The organism is Parvularculales bacterium (assembly GCA_036881865.1).
Classification (GTDB): Bacteria; Pseudomonadota; Alphaproteobacteria; order JAPOUT01; family JBAJNM01; genus JBAJNM01.
The window spans coordinates 1-15,462 of sequence record JBAJNM010000048.1; the positions used below are offsets into that span (position 1 = coordinate 1).

Below are 15,462 nucleotides of genomic sequence, written 5' to 3' on the forward strand. Positions count from 1 at the left end.
AACGCCCCTGCATGTAGCAGCGCTTGCCAGCAAGACACCGGGGGTGGTGGAAGTGCTGCTGGATCGCGGGGCCGATGGTGCGGCACGGGACAAGGTTGAGAAAATACCGTTTGACTATGCGAGGGACAATGAGTCTCTCAGAGACACCCCGGTCTACTGGCGGCTTAACGAAGCGCAGTACCGGTAGGATGACAGGAGAAATACACACAGTGCGCCAAAAACTAACCACCTTGCCTACCCTGTTTTTAGTGGCCGTGTGGCCTGCGACTCTGGCCGCGCAGGACAATGTGCTACTTGACGAGGGTTTTTGGAAAACAGCTACTGTAGCAGATGTTGGGGCCGCTCTTGAAGGCGGAGCCGATATAGAAGCACGCACCAAGAATGGCTGGACACCTCTGCATCTTGCAGCGGGAAATAGCCAGTCAGTAGCTGCAGTGGAAGTATTGCTGGACCATGGAGTCAACATGGAAGCCCGTGGTCTTGGAGGAGGAACACCTTTGCATTGGGCTGCGTATCAAGGAACAGCGCCAGTGGTTGAACTATTGTTGGTTCATGGAGCAGACATAGAAGCCCTTGATGAGAGTGGGGAGACACCCTTACACAGTGCGTCAGGTTCCGGTTGGAATGATAGGTTGTCAGTTGTGAAACTGCTACTCGATAGAGGGGCCGACATTATGGCCGACAGCAAGGCTGATTTAACGCCACTGCATGTTGTCAACACACCTGAAGTAGTGAAGCTGTTTGTGAGACGTGGCGCAGATATAAATGTAAGCAATTGGCTTCGTATTACCCCCCTGCATTGGGCCGCAATAACTGCGAGACCGAAGGTCATTGAGGCGCTTTTAAATCACGGTGCTAACGGCGCGGCGCGGGATAAAAAGGGAAAAACACCTTTTGATTACGCTCAAGGCAAATCGATAATAAATAGTGGTCAAATAAATGAAGCCCTCAAAGACACCCCAGTCTACTGGCGGCTTAATGAAGCGCAGTACCGGTAGAAATATGTTTTTTTGTTTTGTTACAGGTAGATATAAATTGTTACTTAAGTATACTATTAAGCCCCTAATGAGATATTCCGGAGGTCACCGATGAAACTGACAACCAAAGGACGCTATGCGGTCATGGCCATGGCGGATCTGGCCAGCCACAGTACTCACCATGAAGGCAACCATAATGCCGGGCATGGAGAGGGACACAGAGAAACTATGGCCATTCCGCTCAGCGATATTGCCCGGCGTCAGGGTATTTCCCTGCCGTATCTGGAGCAGATTATGGCCGGGTTGCGCCGGGCCGGATTTGTCACTGCCAGCCGGGGACCGGGCGGAGGATATTCTCTGGGCGCACCTGCGGACGATATTCGCATTGCCGATATTATTCTATGTTGTGAGGGGCCCAGGTTGCTTTCTGCAACACGTTGCCGGGCTGACTCTCCCGTAGGCTGCACAGGGGCTGCCACCCGGTGCCTGACCCACGATTTATGGGCGGAACTGGGGCGGCATATTCATGATTATCTGGACTCTGTCTCTCTGGCCGATGTCGCCAACCGCCGGGTGCGGGGTGTTATGCCTGTTTCCCGGATCTCTGCTGTTCCATCCACTCCCCCGGCCGAATAATTTCCATGACCCTCTATCTTGATTACAACGCAACCGCCCCCATGCCTGCCTTTGTGCGGGATGCCGTGGCGGATTCCCTGACAAGTGGCGGTAACCCGTCATCCATCCACAAGGCGGGGCGGCGGGCGCGGGCTCTGGTGGAGGAGGCCCGCGAGGGAGTGGCGTGTCTTGTGCAGGCAAAACCGGCGAATGTCATTTTTACAGGCGGCGGGACAGAGGCCAATGCTCTGGCACTGTCACAAGCAGCACAGTGGGGGTGTGTCAGGGTTCTGGTCTCCGCTGTCGAGCACCCTTCAATTTTAGAAGCAGCAACCCCTCTTCCCATGGAACGTTTGCCTGTTGATGAAGAAGGGCGGCTTGACCTTAACGGTCTGACTGCGGCGGTGAACAATGCCGGCGGGCCGGTGTTGCTATCGTTGATGGCGGTCAATAATGAGACGGGTGTCTGTCAGCCCGTAGCAGAGGCTACGGCCATTGTGCGTGAGTATGACGGGTTCACCCATTGTGATGCCGTGCAACAGGTCGGGCGGATGCCGTTGAGTATGTCTGAGACAGGTGTTGATATGATCAGCGTGTCAGCTCATAAAATGGGGGGGCCCGCCGGTGTGGGGGCGCTGGTTTTGGGAGATTCCGGGCACGATATAACGCCGATTTTGTATGGCGGCGGTCAGGAAAGAGGACGCCGGGCCGGTACGGAAAATCTGCCGGGAATTGCAGGGTTTGGGGCGGCCGTTGAACTGGCTCACTCCCGTTTTGAGGTCTTTGCTTCACTAAAGGCACTACGGGATGAACTGGAAGCCCGGCTTGCGCCCTATCAAGCCATTATTTTTGGTGAGAAGAGTGAACGGTTTCCTAATACCAGTTGTTTTGCCCTGCCTGCAATGACAGCCCAAACTCTTGTGATGGCTCTTGACCTTGAAGGGATTGCGGTCAGTGCCGGAGCAGCGTGTTCCAGCGGTGTCGTCGCCCGCTCTCATGTTCTAGAGGCCATGGGAGCCGCACCCGGCATGGCGGCAGGGGCTATTCGTGTCAGTCTTGGCTGGGAGACAAGCAAGGCCGACATCAACCGGTTTATCAATGCGCTGGAGTCTATCGTCTGCCGCATATCCGGCAGGTCCCGGATGAGTATTGCGGTCCGCGATACCTTTCAACCTGCTTTATCAATGGAGGCGTAAATGGCTGTTCAGGAAACAATAGATCAGGTCAACCGCCTTGGAGGGGCTAAATACAAATATGGATTTATCAGCGATATTGAATCCGACAAAGCTCCCAAGGGGCTCAATGAAGATATTATCCGCTTTATTTCAGCCAAGAAAGAAGAGCCGGACTGGTTGTTAGAGTGGCGGCTTAAAGCCTACCGGCGCTGGTTGAAGGTTAAAGAACCTGAATGGGCGCGGGTGTCGTATCCGCAGATGGATTATCAGGAACTTTATTATTATGCGGCCCCCAAAAGCGCTGCTGACAAGCCGCAAAGCCTGGATGAGGTGGACCCTGAACTATTGAGGGTTTACGAAAAACTGGGTATCCCTCTGGCCGAGCAGGAACGTCTGGCGGGCGTTGCGGTGGATGCCGTGTTTGACTCCGTTTCCGTGGCGACGACCTTCCGGGAAAAACTCAAAGAAGTAGGCGTTATCTTCTGTCCTTTTTCGGAAGCCGTGCGGGATTACCCTGATCTGGTGCGCCGTTATCTGGGAACGGTTGTTCCCTTTTCGGATAATTATTTTGCAACGTTAAACTCTGCCGTTTTTACCGACGGTTCTTTTGTCTACATTCCACCCGGGGTGCGTTGCCCTATGGAACTGTCCACCTATTTCCGCATCAATGAAGCGCAGACCGGACAATTCGAAAGAACGTTGATTGTCGCCGATAAAGGGTCTTATGTGAGCTATCTGGAAGGATGCACGGCACCCATGCGGGATGAAAACCAACTTCATGCCGCCGTTGTGGAACTGGTGGCTCTTGAGGGGGCGGAGATTAAATACTCCACCGTTCAAAACTGGTATCCGGGTGATGAAAACGGCAAGGGCGGGGTTTACAATTTTGTCACCAAGCGCGGTGATTGCAGGGAAGACAACGCCAAGATTTCCTGGACGCAAGTAGAAACCGGCTCGGCCATTACATGGAAATATCCCAGTTGCATTTTGCGGGGAAACAATACATCGGGCGAGTTTTACTCAATCGCCATCGCCAACAATTATCAGCAAGTGGATTCGGGAACCAAGATGATCCACCTTGGGCGTAACACCAAAAGCCGGATCATCTCCAAAGGCATTTCCGCAGGTCACGCCGCTAACACCTATAGAGGTCTGGTCAGCGTTCACAACAAAGCCGACAGGGCACATAATTTCACCCAATGCGACTCTCTTTTGCTGGGCGACAGATGTTCTGCCCACACCATACCCTACGTGGAAAACCGCAACGCCTCTGCGCGGCTGGCCCATGAAGCGACTACGTCGCGTCTGAATGAAGATCAACTTTACTATTGCCGCCAGCGCGGCCTTGACGAAGAAGAAGCGGTAGCCTTGCTGGTTAACGGATTTTGCCGTGAGGTTTTGCAACAACTCCCCATGGAGTTTGCCGTTGAGGCCCAGAAACTGGTGAGTGTCTCTCTGGAAGGAAGTGTAGGATAATGATGCTGCAAATAGACAATCTTTGCGTTTCCATGGGGGAAGCGGAAATTCTGAAGGGTGTCAGCCTTGAGATTCCCACCGGAGAGGTTCATGCCATCATGGGACCAAACGGCTCCGGCAAGAGTACGCTGGCCCATGTGCTGGCCGGCCGGGAAGGCTACGCCATCACAGGCGGCCGCGTTTTATTTGAGGGGCAGGATTTGCTCGCCATGGACATAGAAGAGCGTGCGGCGGCGGGATTGTTTCTGGCCTTTCAATATCCTCTCGAGATTCCGGGCGTTACCAATATGACATTCCTGAAGACGGCTCTGGGCGCTCAACAGCAAGCCCGTGGTGAAACGCCTTTAGACGCCGTTGGATTCCTCAAAACCGTGCGGGAAAAAGCAAAACTTTTTCAGATCAGTGATGACATGCTTCGCCGTCCTGTTAATGAAGGGTTTTCAGGCGGTGAAAAAAAACGCAATGAAGCCCTGCAGATGGCCGTACTGGAACCGCGTCTTGCGGTGCTGGACGAAACGGACTCGGGTCTTGATATTGATGCTCTGCGTATTGTGGCCGAAGGGGTCAATAGTATGCGCTCCGACAAACGGTCGATGGTTGTGATCACTCATTACCAGCGGTTGCTGGATCATATCGAACCTGATCATGTCCACGTATTGGCGGACGGGCGTATTGTGCGCTCAGGTGACAAAAGTCTGGCGCATGAGCTGGAACGTGACGGTTATGGAGGACAGGATGTTGACGCAGCCTGAAAGCTCCGTAACGGCCTTACCCGACATTATGGTGTTGCCTGATAAAAGTCAGGAGGCGTGGCGTTATACGGACTTGCGCCGCCTTGTGCCGCCGGAGGCTTTGGCATTATTGCCGGAGACCGAAGCTCCGGACCATGGGGATTATTATTTTTTACCCGATATGGCGGCGGTCAGATTGCTGTTCATCAACGGGATATTTCAACCGGCCTTATCGCAAAAAGAAAGACTGCCTGATGGTGTCACGTTTGATGTGATCAATGACGCAGCAAAGGAAAATGAAGAAATCCCCGTACCTGACGGGGCGGTTCTTAATGCTATCAATAAAAAAGGTGCGCAATCTACAGCCCGGATTGTGATAGAAGCGGGCAGCACACCCGAAAAGCCGCTCCACATTATACACGCAAATCATGGCGCAACCCCGGGGGCCTGTCATACACGCCTGACTATTCGCCTTGGGGCAGGGGCAAGGGCAACAATTCTGGAAACCCGCACGGGTGAGGGAGCGGCACCACTATTCAGCACCCAGATGACAGCCCTGACGTTAGACTCTGATGCCCGGCTTGACCATGTCATCCTGACCGAAGGGCAGGCGGGCATGATGCATGTCGATAACCGTCATGTGACGGTAGAGAGCGATGCACATTATAAGGCTACGGTTTTAGCTCTTGGGGGGCGTGTGGTGCGCGGTGAGAGCCATGTGCGCTATGCAGGCTCCGGCGGGCAGGTCAATGTGACCATAGCGGCTCTGGCTTGCGAAGATGAAACAACGGATCATGTGGTGACCATGAACCATGACGTGCCCGATTGCACAGGTGAGGTTATGGCGCGCACAGTGGTGGGCCGCAAAGGGACAGGAGTGTTTCAGGGGCGTGTTCATGTCAGCGAGGGAGCGCAAAGGGTGGAAAGCCGCCAGACGACCCGGGCGCTGTTGTTGTCGCCTGACGGCGTGATGAATGCCAAGCCGGAACTGGATATTCTGGCCGATGATGTGCAGTGTGCTCATGGCTCCGTCATCGGAGAACTGGACGAAGAGGCGCTTTATTATCTGCGCTCACGGGGTATTAGCGCCGATGAGGCACAGCGGCTTCTTGTGGGTGCTTTTTTATCGGACGTTGAGGCTACAATCACCCACGAAGAGATCTGCGGGGAGGTCTGGTCGCGGGTCATGGGCCGGCTTGACCAAATGATTGATCAGATCGGTCAAACTGACCGCACAACCGGAGAGGTATTCTCATGACGGCTCTCACACAGGCTGTTGATAGTTCACAACCCGTTGGCAAGTATGACGTTGAAGCCATACGGCAGGATTTTCCCATTTTAGGGCGAACGGTCTATGACAAACCCCTTGTCTATCTGGACAGCGCCGCCTCGGCGCAAAAACCCCGCGCCGTTCTTGATGCCGTTCAATCATTCTATGAAAACGATTATGCCAATGTTCACCGGGGGCTGCATTATCTGAGCAATCAGGCCACCGAAAAATTCGAAGAGGCCCGCGAAAAAGTACGCCGTTTTATTAATGCTCCTTCACCGGAGGAGATTATCTTTACCGCCAACAGCACCGATGCCATCAATATGGTCGCGGCCGGTTTTGCCGAACCTCATATTAAAGAGGGCGATGAGATTGTGCTTTCAATCCTGGAGCATCACTCCAATATTGTGCCGTGGCATTTTTTGCGGGAGCGCCATGGTGCCACATTAAAGTGGGTTCCCTGTCAGGATGACGGCACTTTGTCACTGGATGAGTATGAAAAACTCCTCGGCCCCCGCACAAAATTAGTAGCCCTCACCCAGATGTCCAACGCCTTTGGGGTGATAACGCCAATCAAGGAGATGATTAAACGGGCTCATGAGCGGAACATTCCGGTATTGATAGACGGCTCCCAGTCGGCGGTTCACGGGGTTATCGATGTGCAGGCGCTGGGATGCGATTTCTTCGTCTTTACGGGACATAAACTCTATGGCCCCAGCGGGGTTGGTGTTTTATATGGCCAACGTCACCATCTGGAGTCCATGAGGCCCTACAGGGGTGGTGGTGAGATGATACAGGAGGTAACAACGGACCATGTCAGCTACCGGGGTGCGCCGCACCGTTTTGAGGCCGGAACCCCTGCCATTGCCCAGGTCGTCGGGCTAGGGGCGGCCGTTGACTATGTGACATCGGTAGGCCGTGAGAATATTATGGCTCATGAGGCGGAATTGCTGGCTTATGCAACCGAACGGATCCGAAATATAAAGGCTTTGCGGATTCTCGGGGACACACCTGAAAAGGGAGCAATAATATCTCTTGTATCCGAGGCGGCTCATCCCCATGATATAGCCATGGTGCTGGACCGCATGGGCGTGGCGGTGCGGGCCGGCCATCATTGCGCCCAGCCCCTGATGGACCGTTTTGGGGTTGCCGGCACAACGCGGGCCTCTTTTGGACTATACACCAGCCGCGAGGATCTGGATTGCCTTATTGAGGCTCTGGACAAAAGCGTGAAGTTTTTTGGATAGTGTCATGAGTGAAAGTGAAACAGCAAACATATCCGATACGGCACACCTGACAGACAGTGCTCTTTCCTCTACCGAACTGGAGAGTTTAACGGATGATCTGGTCGCGGCCATCAAGACCGTCTATGACCCGGAAATCCCCGTTGATATTTATGAACTGGGGCTTATCTACCGGATTGATGTATCTGATGACAGAGATATTACCGTCGATATGACCCTGACGGCTCCCGGATGCCCGGTTGCAGAGCATATGCCTGTCTGGGTGGAAAATGCCGTACGTTCCGTTGATGGGGTAGGGGATGTGCGTGTTAATATGGTCTTTGACCCGCCGTGGGACCCGAGTCGCATGTCTGACGAAGCCCGTGTTGCTCTTGATATGTTCTGACCGGTTGAGGATTTGCTATGAGTATGACTACTGAATTGACTAAGACTTCAACGAAGCCAGCCCGCCCTGCGGTTTTGACCCTTACGGCAGCGGCCACCGAACGGTTAAAGGAGATCATATCCGAATCTCCCAATGCCGGTGTAAGGGGGGTTCGTATTGGCGTTGAAAATGCCGGCTGTGCCGGCATGGCCTACACCATGGAGTATGTGGAGGAACCCCAGCCTCTTGACGAACAGGTTGAAGTCAACGGCGTGACTGTTTTTATTGAGGCCAAAGCCTTGATGTTTCTGTTGGGAACGGAAATGGATTACAAGGTAAGCCGTCTTTCATCAGGGTTTGTGTTTAACAACCCCAATCAGGTGGACGAATGCGGCTGCGGGGAATCGGTAACATTACAACCCGCTCAATCTGCCCTGCCTGTTTCGGAGACATAACTTTAGGGGAACAATATCCCTGTTTACCCAAAGCCCTTTTAATCAGAGAATTAAAGAGCAGAAGTTAATCATGACTTGCTCCGTCTGCCAGATCTATGTTTTGTTCTTCCGGCAAATCCAGATCATCTAAGCATGCAAAATTCACCGATATCTGATCCGGATATCTCCTCCTCCTGTGATGGGTATAAACCCCACATTCTTTACAAAAGAAATGCTCTGCGATGAATTTATTCCATTTATATGAACTCAAATAATCTTTACCCTGAATAAGAGTAAATGAATCTTCTTGAACAGGCTTCATTGTTATAGATTTTTTTGTACACAAAGAGCAATTACATTTATACAAACCCTCATAAACGTCATTTGATTCAATTTGAAATTGAATTTTCTTACAATGACAGCGGCCTGTATAAATCATATATTCAAATCATGAAACCATGCGCTTAAACGCATTATCCTGCTTATCAATAAACTGATGTTTAAGGGCTCCTAATACATGAGCACCCAAAACAATATAAAGCAGGTAAGGCAATAAATATTTATGCGCGGTTCCCCATATTATATAGACGTCACTTTGCTCCCATAAAGGGGGTAGTTCCCAAAAAAAGAAATAAGTTCCGTTGCCATGATAGCTCGTCATCATAAATCCTGTAACCGGTACGGCCAGCATCATAAAATACAGAGTATAGTGAGCTCCATGAGCCAGCTTGCGCTCAATTGATGTGAGGGAGCTCTCTAATGCAGGGCGTTGAGATAGCCTATTCCACGCCAATCTAACCAGCACCAAGAAAAATACGGTAACCCCAAGAGTTTTATGAACAACATAGTAGGCATTTCTATAATGCGTATCTTCCGGAATCATTGATGAGAAAATTCCCATAGGTATTAGTGAAATAAAAAGAATGGCAATCGTCCAATGAAGTAGACGCGAAACCCTGCCATAACGATTTGGCTCGTTTTTTGATGTTAGAACTAATACGTCATTAGTTTCACTCTGGCGCTTAGCTATGAACAAAAGAAATAAGCCTGTTAGAAAAGCAGTCACTGACTGTAACCACAGCAGTGCCGGTTTTGCAGAATCCATGGGTGTCTGGTTTGGTTTAGGGTTTTCCAAAACACCTGAGCTTATGACAAAAAGGAAAAACCATGCTGCAACCGCAAGACACCCCAAAGCCGCCAGCAAAGTGCCGAATACTCTAACTTTAGGAGCGCTATAGTTTAATGCCCATGCAGTTAAGATTGATATAAATACAATTGCTATTGAAACCCAACTTCCAAGATTAGTTGGATACTGTTCTGATAATATTTCCATCATTCACTTTACTCAATAATAATTAAAAGTATGATATACAGACTTCAGTTTTTTTTACAAGTAGACAATATAATCATGCTAAGTAATTATATAAAATGGCGCTCAAAACAACTTAAAATCTCCGTTATTTCCCACAACCTACCAATGTCATAAATTATGGAGTAGCCTAAGTAGTTACCTTATAAGGATTTGACCGCCAATGGTGAGACTTTGACCGAGCGCTGATTGCGTTTGGAAGATTGACCTTAAGTTGGACCGGCATGGACAAGATTGAAAAGCTCCTCGAAGATTTACGGAAGCGCCTAGTGGAAACCGGGACGCGAAATCGCCTCGTCCACGTCAATCGGAAGAACAAGCGCGCTAAAGCAATTCCTATAATTGATGAGCGTTCAGAAGACATATTCGAAATATTAAGAATAAAAAAGACGAGAATGCAATTCGCCGCTAAGGGAAGTGAAGAGGACGAAGACGCATCCAATCTACGCCTCGCATCCAATGAAGAAACAATAGATGAAAGTCGTTTTACGGATAAATTTCTTGATACTCCATTTGCACCGGATACATTGCAAAAGAAATTGTTACGTATTGCAAGGGATGCGCAAACAGCAGAAGAAGAACAAGGAATCAACATTCTCTACCTAGCAATGGGTTTTCTCAAATGGTTTGAAGACACAAACTCCAATAATGCCAGAGAAGCACCCCTAATATTAATTCCTGTAGACTTAATCAGAAACAAAAGAACTTCCTCGTTCTATATTTCAGTGCGTGATGAGGATATTGTAGCCAATCTCCCGCTTCAGGAACGCCTTCTAAATGATTTTGGCGTTCAAATACCAGAAATCAACGACGACACAGACTGGTTACCAAAAGAGTATTTTCAAAAGGTTTCTGAGGCAATCAAAAGTCAAACCCGATGGAGCATTGACGTTGATGGTATGCAGGTGGGTTTCTTTTCTTTTGCGAAATTACTGATGCTGAAAGACTTGGACCCTCAAAACTGGTCGTCCGGATCTCTTCTTGAAAATCCTATTATTCGAGGGTTGTTGGTAGATGGTTTTAAAACTGAGCCACCTCTTTATCCCAAAGATGCAAATCTAGACGAAGTCCTAAAGTTCGAAGACCTGCTACACGTTATTGATGCTGATGCCAGTCAAACAAAAGTTATTCAAGAAGTTAGGTCTGGGCGAAATCTGGTGGTTCAAGGTCCTCCTGGCACTGGCAAGTCCCAAACAATAACGAACATTCTATCTGCTGCGGCTTATGACGGAATGAAGATTCTGTTTGTTGCCGAGAAAATGGCAGCATTGGATGTAGTGCATCGTCGGATGTCCAATCTAGGACTAGAAGATTTGTGCATTGAACTACACTCTAGAAATGCAAATAAGCGATCTTTCCTTGAAGAGTTAGCAAGAACACTATCAAATAAGAAGGAAACCTCTGTAGAGCTAGAAGATACTAATCTACACATAGAAACTAGAGATAAACTCAATAAAATTTCTAAAGCGCTTCATCAAAACGTTAAAAACGCCGACTACACTCCCTTTGAGATCCTCTCTAAACTAATAAAGTTCTCTGGTGATGAAACGCCTCTGCCAACCTTAAGGTCACCTGTTCTAGGGAAAATGACAACTGCTGTAGAAAATGACGTTCTAAAAGTTATTGATGAATTCAGAACTCTTCACTCAGATCGAAAAAATTTCCGCGATCATCCATTCAGAAGCGTTCTGAATCTTGAACTACAACCAACGGACTTGGCTAGGGTTATCAAAGAGACCGGAAAAGCAGTGGAAACCATAGAAAAATTAAGAGTAAATGTTCAATGGGCTTCTCAAAAGTGTAGGTTAGAATGTCCAGAAAACTTGGCGCAAATTAACGATTTAGCAAAGTTTGTTTCCGTCATCAACAATGCTCCAACAACGGATGAGTCAACTTGGAAAACATGCTTACTGGAATTAAGTAACAAAAAATTCGGCTTCCCTAAAGATATTCAGAGGGCAATAGACTGGGTAGAAACCATGTCAAAAGTTGAAGAAGTTTTTTTCAAAGACGTATGGAGTGCTGATCTGCACCGAATGCGTCGTGAGATTGAGACTGGGATACATGGTTTATTCTATCGAATATTTGGCCCATACCGAAAACGCAGCAAAGAATTGGCATCTGTCTCAAAGGGTGAGATTCCAAGAAATGCAAAGGACCGCTTAGAACTGGTTGATAAATTACTGAGCGCCAAAGAAAAGAAGAAAAGTTTTGAGAATGATAGGAGCTACCTAGCAAAAAAAATTGGAGAAAACTGGAGAGAAGAAGAGACCGACTTCGCCTCTCTGCTTTCTTGTTGGGAATGGTTAGTATCAGCGGGAGACTTAGTAACCCGGTTCAGCGTTGCTGAGTTGGTCACCATAATTTCGGAATTTCGAAATCCCTTAGAGGATATTGAAGGAATGATTACAACTGATGATGCAGAAACTAAAATTGATAAGATTTCAAAAATCTTAAAAATTGATCATTTCTGCCAACCACAATTAAATGGATTATCTCTTGAAGAAATATGCAGGGAATTGACTGCTATTTTTGAGAATGAACACCTTTACCATGAGTGGGTTCTTTACTCAGGGAAAAGAAGACGTCTTGAGGAATTAGGGCTAGAGGAACTTATTAAGGCAATTGACGAGGAGCGTATATCGGTTGATCAGATCAGATCTGAGTTTTTATATGCTCTTAATGAAACGAGATGGAAAAAGATCATAGAATCACACCCTGAAATTGCTCACATTTCCAAACTTGATCGACATGAAATTGTCCATCGTTTTAAGAATTACGAAGAATCTCGAATAGCAGAAACGTGTACTTTGATCAGAGAAAAACATCTTTCGCAGTTGCCGACTGGTGCTGTAGGAGAGATGGCTTTTCTGCGGGGAGAAATAGCAAAAAAGAAGCGTCATAAACCTATTCGGCAGGTTATGAAACATGCTGCTGGCATAGTCCAACGGATTAAACCAGTATTTCTAATGAGTCCGGTTTCAGTTGCACAATTCCTCCCACCCGAAACTTTGGAATTCGACATGCTGGTAATAGATGAAGCGAGTCAAGTGAAACCCGAAGACGCAATCGGCGCTGTTGCACGAGCAAAACAGATTGTTGTCGTAGGGGACAAAAAACAATTACCTCCCACAACATTCTTTGACCGCCTAACAGATAATGAAAGTGATCAAGATGAACTTGATGATGATACGCCCGTAGTCACAGCAGGTGAGATGGAAAGTATTTTGACGCTATGCGATGCCCGTGGTTTTTCCAATAGCATGCTTAGATGGCATTATCGTTCTCGTGATCCGTCTCTTATTGCCTGCTCAAACGATGAGTTCTATGACAATAACCTCATTTTACCGCCTTCCCCTAGTGCAAATGATTCATTATCGGGCATGTCCTTTCATAGAGTTCCAGGTGTCTACACCAGTGCTTCCAAGGGGATAGGACGTAGAGGAACCAATCAAATTGAAGCAGAAAAAATTGCTGATCGTTTACACGAAATAGCCAGAGAAAGACCTGACTATTCAGTTGGGATTGGCACTTTTTCTAAAACGCAAGCAGACATGATCACAGAAGTTTTAGAATTGAGAAGGCGTTCAGACCCGAACCTAGACTACGCACTCAGTAAAGATGCTGTAGAACCGACATTCATCAAGAATATTGAAAACATACAAGGTGATGAAAGAGATATTATTCTAATTAGCGTTGGTTATGGACCTCATGAGCCCAATGGAAGACTAGCAAGTATGAACTTCGGTCCCGTGAATGCCGAAGGTGGAGAAAGAAGATTAAACGTCTTGTTCAGCAGGGCACGTATCGCTTGTGAAATTTATTGTTCGTTCGACCCCGGTGATATTGATCTGAAGCGATCCAAGAAGTATGGAACTGAAGTTTTTAAGAAGTATTTAGACTTTGCTAAAACAGGCAATCTTCCACATCAACCAGATGAGGGGAAGGAACCAGATAGTGAATTTGAGGCAGATGTCGCAAACGTAATCCGTTCAATAGGATATGAAGTATCATATCAAGTGGGGTCGGTAGGGTTCAAGATTGATTTGGGAGTTAAGTCTAAAACAAACCCTAATCATTATATACTCGCTGTAGAATGCGATGGTGCAACATACCACAGTGCACTTTGGGCGAGAGAACGCGATAGACTGAGACAGGAAGTTTTGGAAAGTTTCGGATGGCGGTTTCACCGGATCTGGAGCACAGACTGGTTTTATAGTCGTCATAGTGAAATTGAGAGACTTAAGACTGTTTTAGAGAATTCCGGCGAATTGGTCCTAGGAGAATTTCTGAAAGGAGCAAATGCGGGACAACTAGATGAAGAAAAGCCTTCAGAACAAACGGTTGAAAAAGAAACAATCTTGTTAACGCCGGAATACAAAATCCCTAACTATATTAAAGCGGATATATCTCAGGGAATGCTTTCGAATGTGGAACCGCATGCAATGCCGCTGTGGCGCCTAAAAGATTTTCTGGCCCAGATTGTTGAAATAGAAGGTATTATTCACATTGATGAGATCGCGAGGAGATACACTAACGCGATGGGAAAAACCCGCGTCGGTTCAAGGATTTTAGAAACAGTAAAGAAGGCAATGAAAAGTGTTCAGAAAGACTGCGATTTTACAAAAGCCGGGGATTTTTGGGGCACAAAAGAGCAGTTCAAAACACCACCAGTCAGGAATCGGTCTAACGAAACTGCTCCACTTACTAAACCGGAGTATTTGTCGGGGGCAGAAATCATTGCTGCCGCAGAACTCATTGAGCGTGATAGCGGGACGGTCGACATAGACGATCTGATTAGAACAATATCCCGTTTGCTCGGATACAAACGCGCGGGACCTGACTTTCGAAGACGCGTTACCCAAGTACTTAAGTCTAGGAGTTAATTAATCGGCCGAAAAGCTTTCCATTGTAGCCCTGCAAAACCTTCAGAAATCTATCATCAAGATACTAGGTTATAAAGTGTTCTAAAGTACTTACTTTCTGAATCTTGCTATTTCGAAATTTTCCGATACAGGCATACATCTAGTGTCTTCTTCGCTCCTTTCATATAGGGACCAATCTTTGAACGCAATCACGCCTGCCGAATTTTGCTAAAATCGTTTCTGCGTAAACACAGGGAAAGGAGGAGTTGAGGAGGATTCCGAGGTTTGGGCACTTTTGTATATTAAGTCCAATTCTCCTATTGATGAGAAATTCCGCCTCTAGCTCCTGTCTTAATTGGTCGCCAGATCGGCCATAGGGGGGTTGCGTTCTTCGCCGCCAAACTCGTCAGGGTCCAGAATGACTCTCCACAGTGGAATGGACGTGGTCGGGCCGACCGGTGCTGCGGACAGTTTTGCCTGCAATTGGCGGGCAATATTGGGCTGTCCGGTTGCCAGATTGACGCGCTCCGAAGGGTCGTTTTCAATATCGTAGAGTTCCAGAGAACCATTATTTCGTTCAATTAATTTCCACCCCGCACTGAAATACGCTTTACCGTCTATACCCATTGTTACAAACTCGGACGCTGCAATTTTCCTGTCACCGTTCAGGGCCGGCCATTGGCTTTTACCGTCAGCCAATTGTCCGGTTTCGGAATTGCCGGTCACGGCATCTAAAATGGTCGGCAGAATATCGGTAACATGCATACGACCGTCATAAATGCCGGGTGCAAGTTTGCCCGGCCAGCTTATCAGCGCCGGCACACGAATACCGCCCTCCAGAACAGAGCCCTTGCCGCCCCGCAAATCACCATTATCAGCCGCCCCGTCATACATATTGGTGCGCATGAATTCCATAAAGCGCACGGGCAGGGGAACGCCAAA

The 15,462-nt window shown here is 48.2% G+C and carries 14 protein-coding genes; 11 read left to right on the forward strand and 3 right to left on the reverse strand.

What is annotated here, in order from left to right; translation table 11 throughout:
* The 10 genes from V6Z81_08940 to V6Z81_08985 form a co-directional block, all read left to right on the forward strand.
* On the forward strand, positions 1-187 hold a 187-nt coding region (locus V6Z81_08940; GenBank protein MEG9862588.1), incomplete at its 5' end, for an ankyrin repeat domain-containing protein.
* A gap of 22 nt (positions 188-209) precedes the next feature.
* Positions 210-998, forward strand: a complete 789-nt coding sequence (locus V6Z81_08945) for an ankyrin repeat domain-containing protein (GenBank protein MEG9862589.1) — start codon at positions 210-212, stop codon at positions 996-998.
* A 90-nt stretch (positions 999-1,088) separates the two neighbouring features.
* A complete protein-coding gene (locus tag V6Z81_08950; protein ID MEG9862590.1) occupies positions 1,089-1,613 on the forward strand; it encodes an Rrf2 family transcriptional regulator in 525 nt (174 codons plus the stop codon).
* A gap of 5 nt (positions 1,614-1,618) precedes the next feature.
* Positions 1,619-2,788 carry a cysteine desulfurase family protein gene (locus tag V6Z81_08955; protein MEG9862591.1) on the forward strand — a complete coding sequence of 390 codons (1,170 nt, stop codon included), beginning with the start codon at positions 1,619-1,621 and terminating at the stop codon, positions 2,786-2,788.
* Complete coding sequence (gene sufB, locus V6Z81_08960; GenBank protein ID MEG9862592.1) at positions 2,789-4,243, forward strand: Fe-S cluster assembly protein SufB; 1,455 nt, start codon at positions 2,789-2,791, stop codon at positions 4,241-4,243. It abuts the gene before it with no gap.
* On the forward strand, positions 4,243-4,995 hold the full coding sequence (sufC, locus tag V6Z81_08965; GenBank protein ID MEG9862593.1) for a Fe-S cluster assembly ATPase SufC: 753 nt from the start codon (positions 4,243-4,245) through the stop codon (positions 4,993-4,995). Before sufB ends, sufC begins: the two co-directional genes overlap by 1 nt.
* On the forward strand, positions 4,946-6,232 hold the full coding sequence (locus V6Z81_08970; GenBank protein MEG9862594.1) for a SufD family Fe-S cluster assembly protein: 1,287 nt from the start codon (positions 4,946-4,948) through the stop codon (positions 6,230-6,232). Before sufC ends, V6Z81_08970 begins: the two co-directional genes overlap by 50 nt.
* Positions 6,229-7,491 carry a cysteine desulfurase gene (locus V6Z81_08975; GenBank protein ID MEG9862595.1) on the forward strand — a complete coding sequence of 421 codons (1,263 nt, stop codon included), beginning with the start codon at positions 6,229-6,231 and terminating at the stop codon, positions 7,489-7,491. The genes V6Z81_08970 and V6Z81_08975 overlap by 4 nt, the downstream gene beginning before the upstream one ends.
* A 4-nt stretch (positions 7,492-7,495) precedes the next feature.
* A complete protein-coding gene (locus V6Z81_08980; protein ID MEG9862596.1) occupies positions 7,496-7,873 on the forward strand; it encodes an SUF system Fe-S cluster assembly protein in 378 nt (125 codons plus the stop codon).
* Between the two features lie 23 nt (positions 7,874-7,896).
* Positions 7,897-8,307 carry an iron-sulfur cluster assembly accessory protein gene (locus V6Z81_08985; GenBank protein MEG9862597.1) on the forward strand — a complete coding sequence of 137 codons (411 nt, stop codon included), beginning with the start codon at positions 7,897-7,899 and terminating at the stop codon, positions 8,305-8,307.
* Positions 8,308-8,371: 64 nt separating this feature from the next.
* Here the strand turns inward: V6Z81_08985 and V6Z81_08990 are convergent, their stop codons facing one another.
* Together V6Z81_08990 and V6Z81_08995 are read right to left on the reverse strand one after the other, a co-directional pair.
* Entirely contained in the window at positions 8,372-8,725 is a 354-nt protein-coding gene (locus tag V6Z81_08990) for a GFA family protein (GenBank protein ID MEG9862598.1), read from the reverse strand.
* Between the two features lie 9 nt (positions 8,726-8,734).
* Positions 8,735-9,622 (reverse strand): cytochrome b, encoded by an 888-nt coding sequence (locus V6Z81_08995; protein ID MEG9862599.1) that lies wholly within the window; start codon positions 9,620-9,622, stop codon positions 8,735-8,737.
* Positions 9,623-9,879: 257 nt separating this feature from the next.
* Here V6Z81_08995 and V6Z81_09000 point away from each other — a divergent pair, with 257 nt between their 5' ends.
* Positions 9,880-14,541, forward strand: coding sequence for a DUF3320 domain-containing protein (locus V6Z81_09000; protein MEG9862600.1), 4,662 nt, complete (start codon positions 9,880-9,882; stop codon positions 14,539-14,541).
* A gap of 330 nt (positions 14,542-14,871) precedes the next feature.
* On the opposite strand, the gene V6Z81_09005 is transcribed toward V6Z81_09000, so the two are convergent.
* Positions 14,872-15,462 (reverse strand): sulfatase-like hydrolase/transferase (locus V6Z81_09005; protein MEG9862601.1); only part of this gene is annotated, 591 nt, incomplete at its 5' end.